Source organism: Streptomyces plumbidurans (assembly GCF_019857225.1).
In the GTDB taxonomy this organism is placed as follows: Bacteria; Actinomycetota; Actinomycetes; order Streptomycetales; family Streptomycetaceae; genus Streptomyces; species Streptomyces plumbidurans.
This window is the reverse complement of sequence record NZ_JAFJSY010000088.1, coordinates 25,662-44,477: the sequence shown is the minus strand read 5'-3', so window position 1 is coordinate 44,477 and position 18,816 is coordinate 25,662. Positions and strand designations below refer to the sequence as shown.

19 protein-coding genes are annotated in these 18,816 nt (G+C 72.7%); 13 read left to right on the top strand and 6 right to left on the bottom strand.

What is annotated here, in order from left to right; translation table 11 throughout:
• The 4 genes from JYK17_RS34910 to JYK17_RS34895 form a co-directional block, all read right to left on the bottom strand.
• Positions 1-1,197: sensor histidine kinase (locus JYK17_RS34910; RefSeq protein ID WP_222811976.1), on the bottom strand; the 1,197-nt coding region annotated here is incomplete at its 3' end.
• Between the two features lie 52 nt (positions 1,198-1,249).
• Positions 1,250-1,927, bottom strand: a complete 678-nt coding sequence (locus tag JYK17_RS34905; RefSeq protein ID WP_108007564.1) for a hypothetical protein — start codon at positions 1,925-1,927, stop codon at positions 1,250-1,252.
• A gap of 67 nt (positions 1,928-1,994) precedes the next feature.
• Positions 1,995-4,295 (bottom strand): TOMM precursor leader peptide-binding protein, encoded by a 2,301-nt coding sequence (locus tag JYK17_RS34900; RefSeq protein WP_222811975.1) that lies wholly within the window; start codon positions 4,293-4,295, stop codon positions 1,995-1,997.
• A complete protein-coding gene (locus JYK17_RS34895) occupies positions 4,295-4,453 on the bottom strand; it encodes a hypothetical protein (protein ID WP_164932244.1) in 159 nt (52 codons plus the stop codon). The genes JYK17_RS34900 and JYK17_RS34895 overlap by 1 nt, the downstream gene beginning before the upstream one ends.
• 296 nt (positions 4,454-4,749) lie before the next feature.
• Between JYK17_RS34895 and JYK17_RS34890 the strand changes: the two genes are divergently transcribed.
• From JYK17_RS34890 to JYK17_RS34865, 6 genes are all read left to right on the top strand, one after another.
• On the top strand, positions 4,750-5,568 hold the full coding sequence (locus JYK17_RS34890) for an AfsR/SARP family transcriptional regulator (RefSeq protein ID WP_108007562.1): 819 nt from the start codon (positions 4,750-4,752) through the stop codon (positions 5,566-5,568).
• Between the two features lie 200 nt (positions 5,569-5,768).
• Positions 5,769-6,539, top strand: a complete 771-nt coding sequence (locus JYK17_RS34885; RefSeq protein WP_108007561.1) for a cyclase family protein — start codon at positions 5,769-5,771, stop codon at positions 6,537-6,539.
• Positions 6,536-7,363 carry a thioesterase II family protein gene (locus JYK17_RS34880; protein ID WP_108007560.1) on the top strand — a complete coding sequence of 276 codons (828 nt, stop codon included), beginning with the start codon at positions 6,536-6,538 and terminating at the stop codon, positions 7,361-7,363. The genes JYK17_RS34885 and JYK17_RS34880 overlap by 4 nt, the downstream gene beginning before the upstream one ends.
• A gap of 60 nt (positions 7,364-7,423) precedes the next feature.
• Positions 7,424-8,698, top strand: coding sequence for a beta-ketoacyl-[acyl-carrier-protein] synthase family protein (locus tag JYK17_RS34875; protein WP_222811974.1), 1,275 nt, complete (start codon positions 7,424-7,426; stop codon positions 8,696-8,698).
• The gene (locus tag JYK17_RS34870) at positions 8,695-9,930 is read left to right on the top strand and encodes a ketosynthase chain-length factor (RefSeq protein ID WP_108007558.1); all 1,236 of its coding nucleotides are present in this window, start codon (positions 8,695-8,697) and stop codon (positions 9,928-9,930) included. Before JYK17_RS34875 ends, JYK17_RS34870 begins: the two co-directional genes overlap by 4 nt.
• Before the next feature lie 50 nt (positions 9,931-9,980).
• Positions 9,981-10,244: an acyl carrier protein gene (locus JYK17_RS34865; protein WP_108007557.1), complete on the top strand. Its 264-nt coding sequence runs from the start codon at positions 9,981-9,983 to the stop codon at positions 10,242-10,244.
• Positions 10,245-10,429: 185 nt separating this feature from the next.
• On the opposite strand, the gene JYK17_RS34860 is transcribed toward JYK17_RS34865, so the two are convergent.
• A complete protein-coding gene (locus tag JYK17_RS34860; RefSeq protein ID WP_108007556.1) occupies positions 10,430-10,870 on the bottom strand; it encodes a nuclear transport factor 2 family protein in 441 nt (146 codons plus the stop codon).
• A 171-nt stretch (positions 10,871-11,041) separates the two neighbouring features.
• On the opposite strand from JYK17_RS34860, the gene fabG reads away from it, so the two are divergent.
• The 7 genes from fabG to JYK17_RS34825 are packed head-to-tail and all read left to right on the top strand — an operon-like array spanning position 11,042 to position 18,029.
• Positions 11,042-11,833 carry a 3-oxoacyl-ACP reductase FabG gene (gene fabG / locus JYK17_RS34855; protein ID WP_128802955.1) on the top strand — a complete coding sequence of 264 codons (792 nt, stop codon included), beginning with the start codon at positions 11,042-11,044 and terminating at the stop codon, positions 11,831-11,833.
• A 50-nt stretch (positions 11,834-11,883) separates the two neighbouring features.
• Complete coding sequence (locus tag JYK17_RS34850) at positions 11,884-12,831, top strand: aromatase/cyclase (RefSeq protein WP_222811973.1); 948 nt, start codon at positions 11,884-11,886, stop codon at positions 12,829-12,831.
• Positions 12,824-14,338, top strand: a complete 1,515-nt coding sequence (locus JYK17_RS34845; RefSeq protein WP_222811972.1) for a class I adenylate-forming enzyme family protein — start codon at positions 12,824-12,826, stop codon at positions 14,336-14,338. The genes JYK17_RS34850 and JYK17_RS34845 overlap by 8 nt, the downstream gene beginning before the upstream one ends.
• A 17-nt stretch (positions 14,339-14,355) precedes the next feature.
• Complete coding sequence (locus JYK17_RS34840) at positions 14,356-14,916, top strand: antibiotic biosynthesis monooxygenase family protein (protein ID WP_222811971.1); 561 nt, start codon at positions 14,356-14,358, stop codon at positions 14,914-14,916.
• Positions 14,917-14,930: 14 nt separating this feature from the next.
• Positions 14,931-15,953 (top strand): aldo/keto reductase, encoded by a 1,023-nt coding sequence (locus JYK17_RS34835; protein WP_222811970.1) that lies wholly within the window; start codon positions 14,931-14,933, stop codon positions 15,951-15,953.
• A 10-nt stretch (positions 15,954-15,963) separates the two neighbouring features.
• A complete protein-coding gene (locus JYK17_RS34830) occupies positions 15,964-16,788 on the top strand; it encodes an SRPBCC family protein (RefSeq protein ID WP_222811969.1) in 825 nt (274 codons plus the stop codon).
• The gene (locus tag JYK17_RS34825) at positions 16,785-18,029 is read left to right on the top strand and encodes an FAD-dependent oxidoreductase (RefSeq protein ID WP_222811968.1); all 1,245 of its coding nucleotides are present in this window, start codon (positions 16,785-16,787) and stop codon (positions 18,027-18,029) included. Before JYK17_RS34830 ends, JYK17_RS34825 begins: the two co-directional genes overlap by 4 nt.
• A 91-nt stretch (positions 18,030-18,120) precedes the next feature.
• Here the strand turns inward: JYK17_RS34825 and JYK17_RS34820 are convergent, their stop codons facing one another.
• Entirely contained in the window at positions 18,121-18,792 is a 672-nt protein-coding gene (locus tag JYK17_RS34820; RefSeq protein WP_222811967.1) for an antibiotic biosynthesis monooxygenase, read from the bottom strand.
• Between the last annotated feature and the right edge of the window lie 24 nt (positions 18,793-18,816).

Below are 18,816 nucleotides of genomic sequence, written 5' to 3'. Positions count from 1 at the left end.
GCCGCGGCGGGCGGGCCGCGCGGAGGGCTCCGGGCCGGCCGGTTCGGTCAGCGGCACCGCCGCTTCGAGCCGGAACCAGCCGTCCTCGCCGGGGGCGTGCGCGAGTGTGCCGCCGAGCGCCGCGAGCCGGCGCTCGAGGACGGTGAGCCCTCCGTCGGAGACCGTGCGCGGGGTCCGGCCGGCCCGGCCCACCCCGTCGTTGGCGAGCGTGAGCCGCACGGTGCCCTCGTGCACCCCGGCGCCGATCACACAGCGCTCGGCCTTGCTGTGCCGCAGCATGTTGGTCAGGCCTTCGCGCAGCGCGGCGGCCAGGGCGGTGTCCACGGGGCCGGGCAACGCCCCGCAGTCGTACTGGAGTTGGGTGCGGATGCCGGCGGCGGCGAGCATCGAGACGGCGGCGTCGGCCTCGCCGGACAGCGACATCTCGCGGTAGCCCCGGCTGACCGAGCGCACGTCGGCGAGGGCCTTGCGGGAGGTGCCGAGGATCTCGGCGAGTTCCTCCTGCGCCTTGGCGGGGGCGTCGGCGAGCAGGCGGTAGGCCAGTTCGCACTTGAGGGAGATCGCCGAGAGGCTGAAACCGACGACGTCGTGCAGGTCCCGGGCGAACCGCAGCCGCTCGGCGGCGACGGCGAGCCGGGACAGTTCCTCGCGCGAGCGGTGCAGCTGGACGATCATGCCCGACATCCGGGACAGGCCGATCACGATGAGCGGGATCAGCACCGACTCGACCCCGGCGTAGACGGTGTCGGCCCAGCGCGGCGAGTAGTGGTGGAAGACCGCGGTCTCCGCGGCCGCGCACAGCACGAACAGCGGCCAGCCGAGGGCGGCCGGGAACACCAGTACCGCGGAGGCGGTGAGGAAGACGATCATGCCTCCCCAGGCCACCCCGAACACCGCGATCGGGATACCGGCGAGCAGGGCCTGAAGCCCCCAGGTCGCGTACCGGTAGCGGGTCAGGAAGGGGAAGAGGCGGGGGAAGGAGTGGCCGAGCTGCAGCACCAGCATTCCGGCGAACCCGGAGAGGGAGGCGGCGAGTTCCCAGGCCGGCGGGTGCTCGGACCAGACGTACGAGCCGTCGATGACGAAGAAGCCGACCAGGACGGCCGCCGTGATGGCTATCGCCTTGCGCGGTGGAAGTTCCTGACTGCCGGCCGGGACGGGCTCCCCGTCCTCGTGGCCGACTGCGTTTGTGCTCAAAATTCCCCCATGGTCCACGGTGCGCGGTCACTGCAACGTTCCCGGCCCGGAATCATAAAGAATCTTCGTCCCTGATCAGTAGCACTTGTCCGGACCTCACAGGTCCGCCACCGGGTGCGGCACCCTCGGTGAGCAGTCCGGCGGCGGCCGCGTAGCAGCGTGCGGCGCGGGTCACGGCGGGCGGAGGGTGCGCCGGGGGTCCGCCGTCGCGGCCGCACAACTGCTCCAGGAGCCGGTCCGCCTCGGGGCCGTGCAGCTCGACGCGGTGCCGGAGCCGGTGGGCGCGCAGGACCGTGGTGCGCCCCTCGTGCCGTATCTCCACGTCGCCCGCGAGGCGTGCCCGGGGGTCCGGCTCGTCGGCCGGGGGGCTAAAGCGGGTCTCGGGCGCCATGGGCACCACGCTGAGGCAGAGCGCGGCGCCCGTGGCGAGGTGGCGCACCACCACGTCCTGGAGGCCGTCGAGCACGGCGAGCAGATCCCGGGAGGCGTCGTCCCAGCGGTGCTCGGGCATCTCGTAGCCGGGGAAGCCGGGGATCACGTTGGCGAGCGAGACCGGGCCGAGCAGCATCCGGCGCAGTGCCTCGCGGACGGCGGGCGCGGGCCGCGGGACGAACCGGCGGCCCCACGGCGTGCGCAGCGTGGCGCCGTCGCCGTCGAAGCGGACGGTGACGTCCTCGCGCAGCGACCACAGCTCCGAGAGATCTGGGGCCGCCAGCCGGTCGATGCGCATGGGGGTCCTTCCGGTGGGTGGGTGTGGAGGGGTGCGGGTGGGCAGGACGTCGCTGGAGGAACGGTCGCTAGAGGAACAGGGGTACGGGGTTGAGGTCCTCGTAGCGGATCGGTGCGCTGCGTCTGCCCAGCCGCACCGGCACGTCGAAGAGGCGCCCGGGGGCGAACCGGGCCCAGTGCGGGCGCAGTCCCGGCACCACGACCCGCACCACCGGCAGACCGACGTCGGGTCTGGTCTGGTCCAGGACGAGGAGTTCCATGCCGTGCGCGCGCAGAAGCTCCACGGCCGCCTCGATGTCGTCGCGCAGGTCCTCGCGGTGGGTGTACGGGTGGGTGTCGGGCCCGGTGGGGGTCGAGCCGTCGGGCAGCAGGTAGGGGTGGGCGGCCACGGTCGCCGTGCGCAGCCAGTGGCCGACGTCGGGGTCGTCGGCGGCGCTGCCGCGCGCGGCGACGCCCTCGGCGACGTGCGGCATCATCTGGTTGAGCTCGGCCAGGGCGCGGCGCAGCGCGATCGTCACGTCGAAGTGGGCGCCGAAGCCGAACATGATCTCCTCGCTCTCGCCGCGGGCCCGGTCGGTGCGCCGGGAGACGGCCGCCAGGACCGGGACGCCGAGGTCGGCGGTGAGGTCGAGCACCCGGACCTCGCGGTTCAACGAGGCGTGGGTGCGGCGCAGTTCGGTGATCCAGGGATCGTCGAAGGCGTCCAGGTCGACGGCGGGGTGGCGGGTGCGGTTGTACCACCACAGGGCCAGCGCGTCACGTTCGACCAGTTCCAGGAAGCCCTGCAGCACGGCGTCCTCCGAAGTGCCGCCCGCGGCGGTGCCGTTGGAGTTGGCCAGGCAGTACACCCGGCCGGGGGCCTGCGGGACGCCGTAGTAGAGCAGTGAGGTGGGCAGCAGTTTCTGCCGGCCCTCGGTCATCGACCACAGCGGTGTCCAGCTGATCTCGGCGCTCTCGTCGAAGGGGTCGCACACGTACTGGAAGGCGCTGTGGCGGGCGTTCCAGTCCGTACGTCCGGTGTGCTGGCGCGGGTCGTAGAGCTGGACGGTGTCGGGGTGGACGGCGTCCTGGGCGAGGTCGCGGTAGCTGCCGGTGACGACCGCCTCGCCGCCCTCGAAGTGGCCGCAGTGCCGCTCCAGTGCCTCCGCGAAGGCGCCGACCTCGGCCTGCAGCGCGGTGGTGCCCTTGCCGCCGCAGCTGCTGCGCAGACCGGCCCTGAGGCCGCCGAGGCCCTGTCCTGCGGCCGGGTTGGTGCCGGCGACGTAGGAGTGGAAGGACTCCGGGCCGCGGGTGTCGCGGCGGATCTCGCGCACCAGGCCGGTCACCGGGTCGATGTGGTGGCCGAAGCGCTCCAGCAACTGCCGTGGGGTCAGGCTGCGGTGGCCGCCGCCGTCGGTGTCGTGCTTGATGCGGGAGCGCAGCACCACGGGGGCCTGCACCTGGGCGGCCGTCATGCCGGGTTCGCCGCAGGTGGGGCACTGGGGGCGGCGCCGTACCGGGTGGAGCGAGGCGCCCAGGCCGAGACCGTCCAGGGTGCGCAGCGCGAGCTGGCTCGGGTGGCGGAAGCCGGAGAACCACTTGGCCACTTCGAGGGCGGCGATCTGCAGGGCCGCGAAGCGGGCGGCGGGCAGCGCGCAGGAGGGGCGGGGCACCGGGCCGGAACGGCCCAGCATCCGCTGGACGTGCGCCTCCACCGGTCGGGTACGCCACAGCCGTTCGGCCAGACAGGCCCAGCAGGGTCCGTCCGGATCGCCGAAGAACGGCCCGATCCACTGTTCGGTGCCCTCGGTCCGCACGGGCAGCCAGCGCCGCCCGGCGGCCCGGTGCTCGGCGTCCACGACGGCGAGCGCGGGATCGAGGTAGTCGTCGCAGGCGACGACGGTCAGCGCGTCGGGTCCCGGCGCGCCGTACGTCGTCGCCGCGGGGTCCGGGACCGTCAGGCCCGCGGCTCGCAGCGCGGCCGTCAGGTCCCGGACATCGGTACTGCCGACCGAGACCGCCCGGACCAGACCGGTTCCGCGGCCCTCCGCCGCCGCGGAGCCGTCGAGTCCGGCTGCTTCCCAGTACGCCTGCTCGGCGAGCTCCTCCGGGGCCGGGGCGTGGTCGCGGGCGACCAGCAGTCCCGCGCCGTCCAGCCGGCGCACCAGCCGGGCGGCCTGTCCGTCGGGCAGGTCGTCCCCCGCGTCGCGGGCGATCCCGTCCAGCGGGCGGGTGCCGTCGAGCAGGGGGGCGAGCCGGGCTATCTGCGCCCCGTGCAGGGCCGTCACCCGCTGGTCGGAGATCAGGTACACCGCTTCACCGGGCACCTGCTCGACCCGCAGGTGCGGCTTGAACCCCAGCAGCGGGGCGGCGGTCTCGGCCGTGCTCATCAGGCCTGGTGCTGAGCGGCGTCGACGGCGGCCGGCAGCTGCGTGACACCGCACAGGTGGGTCATCAGCGGTGCCTGGTGGGCGACTGCGCCGCGGCCGAACTCCTCGATGACGAGGTCGTCGTGGGCGGCGGTGATGACGAGCGTGTTCCCCTGCATGATGTCCATCCCTCGGTGAGTGGGCTGAGTGGGTGTTGCGGTGGGGGTTCGGTCCCCTCGGCACCGGTGTTCCGGTCGTGCCGACACCGAGAACACTGCCGCCGGAATCCGCCCCTCCCCAGTGCCACGATCACCGGATGGGCATGAAACTTTCACATGCGGCTCAGGTACAGCCGCATGCCGGGTTCAGGAGGCTGGCACTGGCCCTGAGCTGGGCCCGATGAGAACTTCGGTAGATGTTGAAGCCGGACCCGAGACGGGGAGGTCCGGCGGATCGAACCCCGGAGGAACCCACGATGGAGATCAAGGTGCTCGGCCCACTCATGGCCGAAACAGGTGGCACATCGATCGTCCCCAGCGCCGGCAAGCCCCGGCAGATCCTGGCCCTGCTGTCCGTGTACGCGAACCAGGTCGTGCCCGTGCCGACGCTGATGGAGGAGATCTGGGGCGGCGACATGCCCCGCAGCGCGCTCACCACCCTGCAGACCTACATCCTTCAGCTGCGCCGGCTGATCGGAAAGGCGCTGGGGCCCGGCAGCCCCTACGGCGCCCGGGAGGTGCTGGCCACCCGGCACGGCGGCTATCTGCTGGAGGTGCAGCCGGGCGCGGTGGACGTGCACGAGTACGACCGGCTGGTGGCGACGGCACGCGCCGAGGCCGACCGCGGCGATGACGGGACGGCGGCCGCCGTCTACCGGGACGCGCTCGCCATCTGGCGCGGTCCGGCGCTGGTCGACGTGCGCCTCGGCCCGCTGCTGGAGATCGAGCTGGTGCGCCTGGAGGAGAGCCGTCTGGAGGTGCTGGAGCAGCGCATCGAATGCGATCTGCGGCTCGGCCGGCACATGCAACTGCTCGCGGAACTCACCTCTTTGACGGCCCGTCACCCGCTGCACGAGGGGCTGCACGCCCAGTGCATGGTGGCGCTGTACCGATCGGGACGGCAGTGGCAGTCGCTGGACGTGTACCAGAACCTGCGCCGCGGACTCGCCGAAGAGCTGGGCCTGGACCCTTCCACCCGGCTCCAGCAGCTGCACCGCGCCGTGCTGGCGGGCGATCCCTCGCTGGACGCGGCGGCCGGTCAACGTCGGCGGACGCTGGACCTGTTCGCCGCCTGAGCGCCCCGCCGGTCCGGCCGTACTTCACCTGCGGCTTCATCGTGGCTGGTCGCGCAGTTTCCCGCGCCCCTTCAGGGCGCCACCGGGCCCCGCCCCTCACGAGGGGGCGGGGTTCGGCGCGTTCGGGGCTCGACCGGGTCTCCAGCGGGGGGTCGCACGGTGCGCACTCGCAACTCCTCTACCGAACCTGGGGGTTCACCTTGCGAGTCATCGACCTCTCGTCCGCCGTGGACGCGTCCGGGTGGGAGCCGGACCCGATCGTCCACGAGATCATGACGCCCGCCGAAGGTGCCCGGCACATGGCGGCGGAGATGAAGGAGCACTTCGGGCTCGACTTCGACCCGGCCGACCTGCCCGGCGGTGAGCTGCTGTCGCTGGACACGCTCACCCTGACCAGCCACACCGGCACCCATGTCGACGCGCCCTCCCACTACGGGTCGGTGGGCGAGTACGGACGCCCCCGCAACATCGACGAGATGCCGCTCGACTGGTTCCTGCGCCCGGCGGTGGTGCTGGACGTCTCGGACGTCGGCATCGGTGTCATCGGGGTCGAGCGGATCGAGAAGGCGATCGCGGAGGCCGGGTACGTCCCGCAGCCGCTCGACATCGTGCTGCTGCACACCGGCGCCTCCCAACACGCCGGTACGCCGCGGTACTTCACCGACTTCGCCGGCCTCGACGGTCCCGCCACCGACCATCTGCTCGACCTCGGCGTCCGGGTCATCGGCACCGACGCCTGGAGCCTGGACGCGCCGTTCGGCCATATGATCCGCACCTTCCAGGAGACCGGCGACCGCGCCGCGCTGTGGCCCGCCCACTTCGCCGGCCGGCGCCGCGAGTACTGCCAGGTGGAACGGCTGGCCCGGCTCGACACCCTGCCCGCCCACGGGTTCACGGTGTCCTGCTTCCCGGTGAAGATCGCAGGTGCGGGAGCGGGCTGGACCCGGGCCGTGGCCCTGATCGACGCATGAGACTGCGTACGAGTACGGAGATGGCGGCGCCCTGGCTGTTCTGCTTCCACCACGCCGGCGCCGGCGTCTCCTCCTTCGCCCGCTGGCAGCGCGACCTCGGCGACGCGGCCGAGGTGGTGCCGGTGCTGCTGCCGGGGCGCGGCCCCCGCGCCCGCGAGGCCAGGATCACCGACGCCGCCGAACTCATGGGTGAGCTGCGGGAGTTGATCAAACCGCTGCTGGACCGGCCGTATCTGCTGTACGGGCACAGCCTGGGCGGGCTCGTCGCGCACGCGCTGACGCTGGCCCTTGAGGAGGACGGGCTGCATCCGCCGGCCCGGCTGGTGGTGGGCGCCGTACCGCCGCCGCATCTGCGCAATCTGCTGCTGCGCAGCTCACGCCTGTCCGACCAGGAACTCCTGGAGCTGCTCGTCGACCTGGACGCCGTACCGGCCGAGGCGGCCGGTCGTGACGCGACGCTGTGGCGGCGGATGGTGGTGCCCGCGCTCCGCGACGACCTGCGCCTGGGCGAATCGCTGTGCCTGGCCGCGGCGGGCACCCGGCTGCGGACCCCGCTGTTCGCGCTGGCCGGACGGGACGACCCGGTCTCCCCGCTGGCGGACGTGGCGCAGTGGGCCGACTACACCGAGGCCGAGTTCCGGCTGCAGACGCTGCCCGGTGGCCACTTCTTCGTACGGGAGCGCTCGGTGCCCCGGCTGCTGCGGCAGGTCGCGGAGGAACTGCGCGCCCCGCGCCGGGCCCGGCGGGCGTTCCAAGCCGAGTCGAGTGACCGTCAAGACGCCGCAACGACACTCGTCGCAACAGTCGACCGATCAGAGAGGTGACGCAGCCGTGCTGCATTCTCCCGGGGCGACCCCCCGCGATCCACAAGCCGAGGAGGCCAGGTGAGCCGACGCGTCGTCATTACCGGAATCGGTGTGGTCGCGCCCGGCGGCGTAGGCACCAAGCAGTACTGGAGCCTGCTGACCGAGGGACGCACCGCGACCCGCGCCATCTCGCTCTTCGACGCCTCGGCGTTCCGCTCCCGCATCGCCGCCGAGGTCGACTTCGACCCGGTCGCCCAGGGGCTCGGCGAGGAGCGGGCCGAACGGCTCGACAGGGCCGCGCAGTTCGCGCTGGTCGCCGCCCGCGAGGCGGTCGCGGACAGCGGGCTCGACATGGCGGGCGCGGACCCCTTCCGCACCGGTGTCACCATCGGCAGCGCGGTCGGCGCCACCACGGGCCTGGACTACGAGTACGCGGCCGTCAGCGACAACGGCGCCGAGTGGCTGGTCGACCACGAGCGGGCCGTACCGCATCTGTACGACTACTTCGTGCCCAGCTCCTTCGCGGCCGAAGTGGCCTGGGAGTTCCGCGCCCAGGGCCCGACCGCCGTGGTCTCCACCGGCTGCACCTCCGGCCTCGACTCGGTCGGGCACGCCGTGGAGCTGATCCGCGAGGGCAGCGCCGACGTGATGATCACCGGCGCGACCGAGGCGCCCATCTCGCCGATCTCGGTGGCCTGCTTCGACGCCATCAAGGCCACCTCCAACCGCAACGACGAGCCGGAGACCGCCTCCCGCCCCTTCGACAAGTCGCGCAACGGCTTCGTCCTGGGCGAGGGCAGCGCCGTGTTCGTCCTGGAGGAGTACGAGCGGGCGCTCGCGCGCGGCGCGCACATCTACGCCGAGGTCGCCGGGTTCGCCTCGCGCTCCAACGCCTACCACATGACCGGACTTCGGGCCGACGGCGCCGAGATGGCCGAGGCCATCACGGTCGCGCTCGCCGAGGCCGGCATCCCCGGCACCGACGTCGACTACATCAACGCGCACGGCTCGGGCACCCTGCAGAACGACCGGCACGAGACGGCCGCGTTCAAGCGCAGCCTGGGCGAGCACGCGTACAACACGCCCGTCTCCTCGATCAAGTCGATGATCGGGCACTCGCTGGGCGCCATCGGCTCGCTGGAGATCGCCGCGTCCGCGCTGGCCATCGAGCACGACGTGGTGCCGCCCACCGCCAATCTGCACGAGGCCGACCCCAAGTGCGACCTCGACTACACGCCGATCACGGCACGCGAGAAGAGGGTCGACACCGTCCTCAGCGTGGGCAGCGGGTTCGGCGGCTTCCAGAGCGCGATCGTGCTCACCAAGCCCGAGCGGAGGAGCAGCGCCGCATGACCACCGACCTCCTGACGCGTACGGCCACCGCCGTCTTCACCGGCATCGGTGTCGCCGCACCCAACGGCCTCGGCACCGAGGCCTGGTGGCGGGCCACCCTGGCCGGCGAGAGCGGCATCCGCCCGGTCTCCCGCTTCGACGCGAGCGGCTACCCGGCCAAGCTGGCCGGCGAGGTGCCGGGCTTCGAGGCCGCCGACCACATCCCGAGCCGGCTGCTGCCGGCCACCGACCACATGACCCGGCTCGCGCTGACCGCGGCCAAGGAGGCCGTCGAGGACAGCGGCGCCGAACCGGCCGACCTGCCGCCGTACTCGGCCGGTGTGGTCACCGCCGCCTCGGCCGGAGGCTTCGAGTACGGGCAGCGCGAACTGCAGGCGCTGTGGGGCAAGGGCGGGCAGTACGTCAGCGCGTACCAGTCCTACGCCTGGTTCTACGCCGTCAACACCGGCCAGATCTCCATCCGGCACGGTCTGAAGGGGCCGAGCGGGGTGCTCGTCACCGAGCAGGCCGGCGGTCTGGACGCGGTCGCCCAGGCGCGGCGGCAGCTGCGCAAGGGCAGCAAGCTCATCGTCACCGGCGGGGTGGACGGCGCGATCTGCCCCTGGGGCTGGACCGCGCAGCTCGCGGGCGGCCGGATGACCTCGGTCGAGGACCCGGCGCGCGCCTATCTGCCCTTCGCCGCCGAGGCCTCGGGCCATGTCGCCGGAGAGGGCGGCGCCATCCTGGTCCTGGAGGACGCCGAGGCGGCGCGGGCGCGCGGGGCGCGGGTGTACGGACGGCTCGCCGGGTACGCCGCGACCTTCGACCCCGCGCCGGGCCGCGGCGGCGAGCCGGGCCTGCGCCGGGCCGCCGAACTCGCCCTGGACGAGGCCTCGTTGGCGCCCTCCGCGATCGACGTGGTGTTCGCCGACGCGGCCGGGGTGCCCGAGCTGGACCGGCAGGAGGCCGAGGCGCTGTCCGCGCTGTTCGGTCCGCGCGGGGTGCCGGTGACCGCCCCGAAGACCATGACCGGCCGGCTGAACGCCGGTGCCGCCTCGCTCGACCTGGCGGCCGCGCTGCTGTCGGTGCGGGACGCGGTGATCCCGCCGACCGTCAACGTCACGGCCCCGGCCGAGGGTTACGCCCTCGACCTGGTCACCGAGGCACGACGCGGCCCCGTACGCACGGCACTCGTCCTCGCCCGCGGGCGGGGCGGGTTCAACGCGGCGGCCGTGGTGACCGCCGACGACTGAGCCCCGTACGGACCGAGGCTTTCAACTCCCTTACGAGAAAGGCTATTTCCGTGAACCTCAAAGAACTGACCACGCTGCTGCGTGACTGCGCCGGTGTCGACGAGGGCGTCGACCTGGACGGTGACGTCCTCGACGTCCCCTTCGACGAGCTCGGCTACGACTCGCTGGCCGTGCTCCAGGTGACCGGTGTCATCGAGCGCGACTACCGGATACAGCTCTCCGACGACACGGTGGCCGAGGCGACGACGCCGCGCCTGCTGCTGGAGTTCATCAACGAGCAGCTGGGGGCCGCGCCGGTGGCGAAGGCCGCCTGAGCCTGAGCCCACCGTCGCGCCGAAGGCCGCCCACTCCCCGCGGGGTGCGGCGGCCTTCGGCGTACCCGCGTCCTCGTCGTACAACTGCCCGCGGGCATACGACAGTGCCCGCACGCCGGGGGATTCGCGTGCGGGCACTGCCTGGGGGGAGGCCGGCACGGGTCGCCGGCCTGCGGGGGGGATGGTCAGATGAGGTCGTCGCGGGTGATCTGCCGGTCCTGGATCCGCCAGGTGCCGTCGGTGCGCACGATGCGGTCCTCGCACAGGGTGCTGGCCTTGATCTCGGGGCGGCCGCCGCGCGGGGTCTCGATGACCAGGGCGTAGCAGCGGGCCGTCACCGCCTCGGGGGTGGCGGACTCCACGGAGACCATGCCGAGCCAGTGGCGACGCTGGACGCCGGCCGCGGCATAGGCCTCGGTGGCCTTGGCGGCGGCCTCGGTGATGGCGGCGCGGCCGACGGCCGGCACCGGCTGGGCGTTGGCGGCGAAGACGCCGTCCTCGGTGAAGGTGTCCGCCCACTCCCCGACCCGGCCGTCGTCGAGCAGGTGCATCTGCTGGGCGTAGAACTGCTGGATCTCCTGGTACAGCCCGGCCGTGGGGCTCTGCGGCAGCTCGGTGACGCTCATGCGGGTCCTCTCGGGTGAGTCCTTGTGTCCCCTCCACGCTGGCCGGTCGGGCTCGAAGTGCGGTCGCGCAGATCTGGAGTCCCCGGCCGTCCAGCCGTGCTCGACATGGTTTCGAGTGGGGCTCGGCACGGTGGGCCGCGTCCACACCGTCTGGCCGAGGAGAGACCTTCCATGGGACAGCAGTCCGGCGACCGCAAGGCCGCCCTGATCACCGGCGCCACCAGCGGCATCGGCCTGGCGGCCGCCCGCACCCTGGCGGGGGCCGGATACGCCGTGTTCATCTGCGCCCGCGGCGCCGAGTCAGTGGAGCTGACCGTCAAGCAGCTGCGCGAGGAGGGGTACGAGGCCGCCGGCACCGTCGCCGACGTGCGCGACCCCGCGTCCGTCACGGCTCTGGTCGCCGCCGCCGTCGAGGCGTTCGGCCGGGTCGACGTGCTGGTCAACAACGCGGGCCGCAGCGGTGGCGGCGTCACCGCTGACATCGACGACGAGCTGTGGCACGACGTGATCGCCACCAACCTCACCTCGGTGTTCCTGCTCACCCGCGAGGTCCTGAACAAGGGCGGCATGCGCGAGCGCGGCTGGGGCCGCATCATCAGCGTCGCCTCCACCGCGGGCAAGCAGGGCGTCGTCCTGGGCGCGCCGTACTCCGCCTCCAAGCACGGCGTGGTCGGCTTCACCAAGGCCCTGGGCAACGAGCTGGCGCCGACCGGGATCACCGTCAACGCCGTCTGCCCCGGCTATGTCGAGACGCCGATGGCGCAGCGCGTGCGGGCCGGTTACGCGGCCGCGTACGACACCTCCGAGGACGCCATCCTGCAGAAGTTCCAGGCGAAGATCCCGCTCGGCCGCTACTCGACGCCCGAGGAGGTGGCCGGCCTGATCGGCTATCTGGCCTCCGACACCGCCGCCTCGATCACCTCGCAGGCCCTCAACGTCTGCGGTGGCCTCGGCAACTTCTGACCCCCGAACCGCCTTCACCGGAACGCCTCTCACAGCAAAGGACGTCACCCGTGTCCGTGACCACACCGCACCGCACCCTGCACAGCGTCGCCGTCGCCGCGCCCGCCGAGGTCGTCTACGGCATCGTCGCCGACGTCACGATGTGGCCGCAGTACTTCGCCCCCAATGTGCACGTCGAGCATCTGGAGAAGGACGAGCGCAGCGAGCGCATCCAGATCTGGGCCTTCGCGAACGGCGAGGTCAAGACGTGGGTCTCGCGCCGCACCCTGGACGCGGCCGCCCTGCGCGTCGAGTTCCGCCAGGAGGTCTCCGCGCCCCCGGTCGCCGCGATGGGCGGCACCTGGGTGGTCTCCCCCGTGGACGAGAACTCCTCGCTCCTGGAACTGCACCACGACTTCGCCGCCGTCGACGACGACCCGGACGGCGTCGCCTGGATCACCGCGGCCGTCGACCGCAACAGCGCCGCCGAGCTGAACAACATCAAGGAACTCGCCGAGCAGCACCGCGAGTTGGACGAGCTGGTGTTCTCCTTCGAGGACACCGTGGAGATGGCGGCCGACGGCGCCGACGTCTTCGACTTCCTGAACCGGGCCGACCTGTGGCCCGAGCGGCTGCCGCACGTGGCGCGCCTGGACCTCACCGAGGACGAGCCGGGCGTGCAGATCATGGCGATGGACACCAGCACCCGCGACGGCTCCACGCACACCACCGAGTCGGTGCGTGTCGTCTTCGGCCCGGACCGCATCGTCTACAAGCAGACCACCGTGCCCGGTCTGATGACCGCGCACACCGGCCGCTGGACGATCCGGCCCATCCAGGGCGGCGTCGCCGTCACCTCCCGGCACACGGTCACGCTCAAGCCGTCCGCGGTCGAGGCGATCCTCGGCGCGGGCAGGACGGTCGCCGACGCGCGCGCGTACGTGCACAAGGCGCTCAGCACCAACAGCACCTCGACCCTGAAGCTGGCGAAGGCCCACGCGGAGGCGCTCCGTGCCTGAACTGCCTTCCTCTGTAGGCGATTTGCCGTTCTCCGTGCCCGACCGGATCGACCAGCTGCTGTCCCGGGCCGCCGCCGCGCACCCCGGCCGGCGGGCGGTCGTCGCCGACGCGGCGGAGCTGGACTACGCCGCCCTCGACGCGCGGGTCACCTCGGTGGCGGCCGCCCTGCAGGGCCTGACCGGTAGGGGCGAGGTGGTGGCGGTGGCGTCCGTGCTGCATCCGGACTTCGCCGTCGCCTACTACGCCGTCGCGCGCTCGGGCCGTACGGCCGCCGTCGTCAACCCGCTGCTGCGCGAGGAGGACCTGCTGCACGTGCTGTCCCTGAGCGGGGCCACCGTCGCGGTCGTGGACGCGGCCCTGGAGGAGCGGCTCGCGAACGTACGGGACCGGCTGCCGGCGTTGCGCACGGTGCTGCGGATCGGCGCGCCGCCCGAGGGGGACGGCGCCCCGGCCGACCCGGGCACCGGGCCCGGCGACACCGCCGTGCTGCAGTTCACCAGCGGTACCACCGGCCGCCCCAAGGCGGTGCGGCTCAGTCACCGCAATGTCGTCGTCAACGCGGCTCAGATCGCCGACGCCCACCGGCTCGACGGAGACACCGTCGCCCTCAACCACCTGCCGACGTACCACCCGATGCACCTCAACTCGGCGATCGCGGCGGGCGCCACGCAGGTGCTGTGCACCGCGCCGGAGCCGTACGCGGCGCTCATGACCGCCAACCGGCACGGCGCGACGATCCTCTACAGCCTGCCGGTCAGGCTGGCCCGGCTGGCCGCCGACCCGGACCTGGACAGCATCTCGGTGCGCACGCTGCGGCGGATCGCGTCCGGCGGCTCGGGGCTGCCGGTGGCGGCGGCCCGCCGGCTCTCGAAGCGGTTCTCCCTGCCCGTCTTCCAGGGCTACGGCCTTGCCGAGACCTCTCCCCTGACGCACAGCGACGACCCCGAGCGGCCGGTGCACGGCTCGGTCGGGCGGCCGGTCGCCGGAACCGAGTGCCGGGTCGTGGACATCGACAGCCGTGCCGTGCTGCCCGCCGGTTCGGTGGGCGAGGTGCAGCTGCGCGGGCCGCAGGTCATGCAGGGCTATCTCGGCGGGCCCGACGGCACCGGACTGGAGCCGGACGGCTGGCTGAGCACCGGGGACGCGGGCCGGATCGACGAGGACGGGCGACTGTTCCTGGTGGACCGGCTCAAGGACGTCTTCAAGTGCGACAACTTCCTCGTCGCGCCCTCGGACGTGGAGCGGGTGCTGCTGCGCCGGCCGGGTGTCAGGGACGCGGTCGTGGTCGAGCTGCCCGACGCCGGGCACGGCGCGGTCGCGGGAGCGCTGGTCGTGCTGGAGGACCCCTCGACGCTGCGGGACGTGATCGCCGCCGTCAACGACGAACTGCCCTACTACCAGCACATCCGGGACGCGGTGACGCTCGACGCCATCCCGCGCTCCGGCAACGGCAAGGTCCAACGGCGCTTGCTGGCACGGCAGTTGATTAGCCGTCAACTCACCTGACCACCGAGGAGAACCCCATGAGCTTCACCGTCATCAACACCTTCACCCTCAAGAACCCGGCCGACGCCGAGGAGTTCGAGGAGCGCTTCCTGACCCATGTGCAGTGGATGCGCAGCCGCCCCGGGTTCATCGCCCACCAGGCGGTGCGCGCCACCGACCGGCCCGAGGTCTACGTCAACTTCGGCTGGTGGAACAAGCCCGAGGACTTCCAGGCGGTGCTCGCCAGCGACACCTTCAAGGAGCACGCCGAGGAGTTCCACAAGATCGTCGACGTGATCGCCGACCCGTCGATGGGCGTGCTGCGCCTGGACTCCGCCGCCGCGCGGGAGGGCGACCACCTGGTCGTGGAGTACTTCACCGACAACGACCCGGGCGCGTACGGGCGTTACGCCGAGGCCGACGGCTTCGTCGCCGCCGACGTCGCCAAGTCGCTGTTCGCCCGCCCCGGCGGGTTCACCGCGCTGACCCGCTGGCGCTCCGCCGAGCAGGCCGCCGCGGCCCGCGCCGCGTTCGTGGAGCGCGCCGTACCGGCCCTGCCCATCGCGGGCAACCGCGCCGAACTCGCCCCTGCCGGCTGAAGAAGGAGGACCGCATGCAGTACCGCCGACTCGGCGCGAACGGGCCGGTGGTCAGCCGTGTCGCGTTCGGGAACTCGCTGACCGCGGGCAACCAGCTCGCCGACGACACCGCGCTCGCCTGCGTGCGTGCCGCCCTGGACGCCGGAATCACCACCTTCGACACCGCGGACGCCTACGCGGAGGGCCGGGCCGAGGAACTGCTCGGCCGGGCCCTCGCCGGCGTGGACCGGGACTCCGTCGTCGTCTGCACCAAGGTGGGCCGGGGCGGCGGACCCGGTCCCGGCGCGCTCTCCCGCGAGCGGATCACCGCGAGCCTGGACGCCTCGCTGCGCCGCCTCGGCACCGGGCACATCGACCTGTACCAGGCGCACCTCCACGACGACTCGACCCCGCTGGAGGAGACCATGCGGGCCTTCGCCGACGCCGTGCGCGCCGGGAAGGTCCGCTGCGTCGGCGTCTCCGAGTGGGCCGCCGACGAGATCGAGCGGGCCGCCGCGCTCGCCCGCGAGCTGGACGTGCCGCTGGTGTCCAACCAGCCGCAGTACAACCTGCTGTGGCGGGTGATCGAGGCCGAGGTGCTGCCCGCGTGCACCGCGCTCGGCATCGGCCAGATGGTGTGGTCCCCGCTGGCCGGGGGCGTGCTCACCGGCAAGTACCGGCCGGGGCGGCGCCCGCCGGCCGGCTCGCGCGCGGTGGCCGCGCGCGGCGGCGAGGTGTCCATCCAGCGCTGGAACTTCCTGTCGGACGAAGTACTGAGCGCCGTGGCCCGCGCCGGGGACCTTGCCGCCGAGGCGGGCCTCACGCTGCCGCAACTGGCCCTCGCCTGGACCCTGCGCAGCGACTCCGTCGCCACCGCCGTCATCGGCGCCTCCTCCCCCGACCAGATCCCCCGCAACCTGACGGCCCTGACCACCCCCCTCGACCCGGACCTTCTCCACCACGTGGACGAGGCCCTGGCCCCGGCCATCATCCGGGACCCGGCCTTGACCCTGAGCCGCATGCTCCGAGCCAAGTCCCGCAACCCGGCCACTACTTGAGAGGAACCCCATGACCACCGCAACCGACCGGCAGATCCACCGTACGAGTGCCACCGTCGATGTCGACGCCCCCGCCGATGTCGTCTACCGGGCGCTGACCGATGTGGCGGACTGGCCGGTGCTGTATCCGTGGATCGCGCACACCGAGGTCCTCGCCCGGGAGGGTGCTGATGACGAGGTGAAGTTCTGGGCCGTGCGGCCCGGGCCGGAGGGGGGTCTGCGGATCTGGACGTCGAAGCGCACCCTGGACCCGGTGGCTCGCCGGATGGTGTTCGAGCAGCAGGGCTCGGTCGGGCCGATCGAACAGCTGGGCGGGACCTGGGACTTCGTGGCGCGCGAGGGCGGGGGCTGCCGGGTGGAGTCCGGGCACTGGTTCACCACGGACGCGGACCCGGCCGTCACCGCGGGCGAGCTCGACCGGCACGGCGCGCTCCAGATGCGGACCCTCAAGTCGCAGACGGAGAGTGCCACCGCCCTCACCACCGATGTCGTACGCGTCGAGGCATCCGCCGTGGCGAAGGGTCCGCTCGCCGAGGTGCGGGCGCGGCTGCTCGCGGCCCTGCCCGCCGGGGAGGGGGACGCCTGGTTCGGCGAGACGGAGGCCGGGCCGACGGTGCAGATCGTGCACGGTGACGGCGTCGTCGTACAGAAACTGCTCTCCCCGCCCGAGCCGGCCGAACTCCTGCGGACGCGTTGGCTGTTCGACGAGGAGGCGGGCGGAGGAGTGCGGGTGACGGCCGATGTGCTGGCGGTCGCCACGCGCGGGCACGACCAGGTGCGGGCCCTCGCCGAGGCCGGCGTGCGGGACGCGTTGGCGCGGGCGGGTGCGCGATGAGCGCGGACGTGCGCGAGGGCGCCGTCGAGGAGGAGCAGGCCGACGTCTGTGTGGTGGGCGCCGGTCCGGCCGGGCTCACGCTCGCGCTGCTGCTGCTCAGGTCGGGGCTGCGGGTGACGGTCGTGGAGAAGTCGCGCTCGCACCAGCGGGAGTTCCGCGGGGAGATCCTGCAGCCCGGCGCGATGCGCATCCTGGACCGACTGGGGGTGCTCGAAGGGGCCCGCAAGCGCGGCTGCCACGAGCACCGCCGGTTCCGGCTCATGGAGCAGGACCGGGTCCTGCTCGACATCGACTACCGCTCACTGCCCGCCCCCCACGACCACCTGCTGTCCATCCCGCAGTCCCACCTGCTCACCCAACTCCTGCTGAGCTGCGCCGAGTTCACCACCTTCCGGTACATCGACGGCTGCCGGGTCACCGACCTGCTGCGCGACGACAGCGGAAGGATCAATGGGATCACCGGCGACGGCTACACCTGCCGCGCCCCGGTCGTGGTCGGCGCCGACGGACGGTTCTCCAAGGTGCGGCGGCTGGCCGGGATCGCGGCGGGCCGCACCGAGGCGTTCGACCAGGACGTGCTCTGGTTCAAGCTGCGCGGCGACCAGGCCGCCGACGGGCACGACGTACGCGTCTTCCGCGGCTCCGGGAGCAGCCCGGTGCTGGTGTACGGCTCGTGGCCGGACCGGGTGCAGATCGGCTGGACGCTGCCCCACAAGGGCTACCAGGCCGTGGTGCGCAACGGCCTCGGGCACGTCAAGCAGCAGCTGGCGAAGGCTGTTCCGGCGTACGCGGAACTGATCGACGACCAGATCACCTCGCTGCGCGACCTCAGCCTGCTCGACGTCTTCTCGGGGCGCGCCGAACGCTGGGCCACCGACGGCCTGGTGCTCATCGGCGACGCCGCGCACACCCACAGCCCGATCGGCGCGCAGGGCATCAACCTGGCGGTGCAGGACGCGGTCGTACTGCATCCGATCCTGGTGGAGGCGGTGCGCCTGTGCGACACCAGCGCAGCCTTCCTCTCCCGCTTCGAGGAGACCCGGGCGCCGGACATCGCGGCGATGATGCGGCTGCAGGGCATGCAGTCCAAGGCGATGCTGTCCACGGGCGCGTTCGCGACGAAGGTGCGGCCGCGGCTGGCCGCCGTGGTCCGGCACACCCCGCTGTACCGCAAGATCCTTCGGACCATCGCCTACGGCAACCCGTCGATCCGGGTGGCGGAGGAACTCTTCGTCGCCTGAACGGGCGGACACGCCGAAGGGGGTCACGGCAACGGGCCACGACAAAAGGGGGGCCGGGTCCACACGGACCCGGCCCCCTTCGGGCTGTGGTTCAGCCGGCCAGTGCGTCCACCTGGGCCGAGTCCACGGCCACCCGGAACAGCCCGCCCTCGACCTCGGCGTGCTCCGCCATGCGCCGCGCGTCGGCCGCCATCTCGGGGCTCTGGACGACCGGGGCGTAGGCCTGCGGCCCGCTCCACCAGCCGATGTTGACGTAGGAGCCGGTCTCCCGGTCGGAGTGCACCAACTGGTGGCCGAGGAAGCCCTCGTGGCCCTTGACGAAAAAGACATGGCCGAGGAAGGCCGCCTCGAACGCCTGCTGTTCGGCGCCCTCGCGCAGGGTGAAGGAGGTCAGCGCGACCGCCGCGTCGGCGGCCGGGGCCGGGCTGTCGCCGAGCCCGTCCGCGTCCTTGCGGCCGGCGAGCACGGGACCGTGCACGCTGGTGATGGCGGCGAGAGCGACGAACCGGCTGCTGACGGCGGTGAAGAACTCCCAGTCGCCGACGACGGTGCGGTGCGCCTCGGCGTCCCGCCACCAGGTCAGGATGACGAAGGTGTCCGGGGCGGAGATGCCGCGCAGCAGTGCGGTGCGCAGCAGGCCGTCGCGACGGGAGACGGCCTCCTTGTACGTCTGGTACGCCGACTCGAACTCGGCGCCCTTGTCCTTGTGCTTGTCCTTGAGCACGAACCGGGCGACGGCGACGACAGGAGCGTTGTCGGTCATGGGTGGGGTGCCTTTCGGTGATGA

Coding starts and splice junctions, on each gene's coding strand:
- JYK17_RS34905 (WP_108007564.1), bottom strand. CDS start 1,927: ATGCGCATCGACCGGCTGGCGGCCCCAGATCTCTCGGAGCTGTGGTCG.
- JYK17_RS34900 (WP_222811975.1), bottom strand. CDS start 4,295: ATGAGCACGGCCGAGACCGCCGCCCCGCTGCTGGGGTTCAAGCCGCAC.
- JYK17_RS34895 (WP_164932244.1), bottom strand. CDS start 4,453: ATGCAGGGGAACACGCTCGTCATCACCGCCGCCCACGACGACCTCGTC.
- JYK17_RS34890 (WP_108007562.1), top strand. CDS start 4,750: ATGGAGATCAAGGTGCTCGGCCCACTCATGGCCGAAACAGGTGGCACA.
- JYK17_RS34880 (WP_108007560.1), top strand. CDS start 6,536: ATGAGACTGCGTACGAGTACGGAGATGGCGGCGCCCTGGCTGTTCTGC.
- JYK17_RS34870 (WP_108007558.1), top strand. CDS start 8,695: ATGACCACCGACCTCCTGACGCGTACGGCCACCGCCGTCTTCACCGGC.
- JYK17_RS34860 (WP_108007556.1), bottom strand. CDS start 10,870: ATGAGCGTCACCGAGCTGCCGCAGAGCCCCACGGCCGGGCTGTACCAG.
- fabG (WP_128802955.1), top strand. CDS start 11,042: ATGGGACAGCAGTCCGGCGACCGCAAGGCCGCCCTGATCACCGGCGCC.
- JYK17_RS34840 (WP_222811971.1), top strand. CDS start 14,356: ATGAGCTTCACCGTCATCAACACCTTCACCCTCAAGAACCCGGCCGAC.
- JYK17_RS34835 (WP_222811970.1), top strand. CDS start 14,931: ATGCAGTACCGCCGACTCGGCGCGAACGGGCCGGTGGTCAGCCGTGTC.
- JYK17_RS34830 (WP_222811969.1), top strand. CDS start 15,964: ATGACCACCGCAACCGACCGGCAGATCCACCGTACGAGTGCCACCGTC.
- JYK17_RS34825 (WP_222811968.1), top strand. CDS start 16,785: ATGAGCGCGGACGTGCGCGAGGGCGCCGTCGAGGAGGAGCAGGCCGAC.
- JYK17_RS34820 (WP_222811967.1), bottom strand. CDS start 18,792: ATGACCGACAACGCTCCTGTCGTCGCCGTCGCCCGGTTCGTGCTCAAG.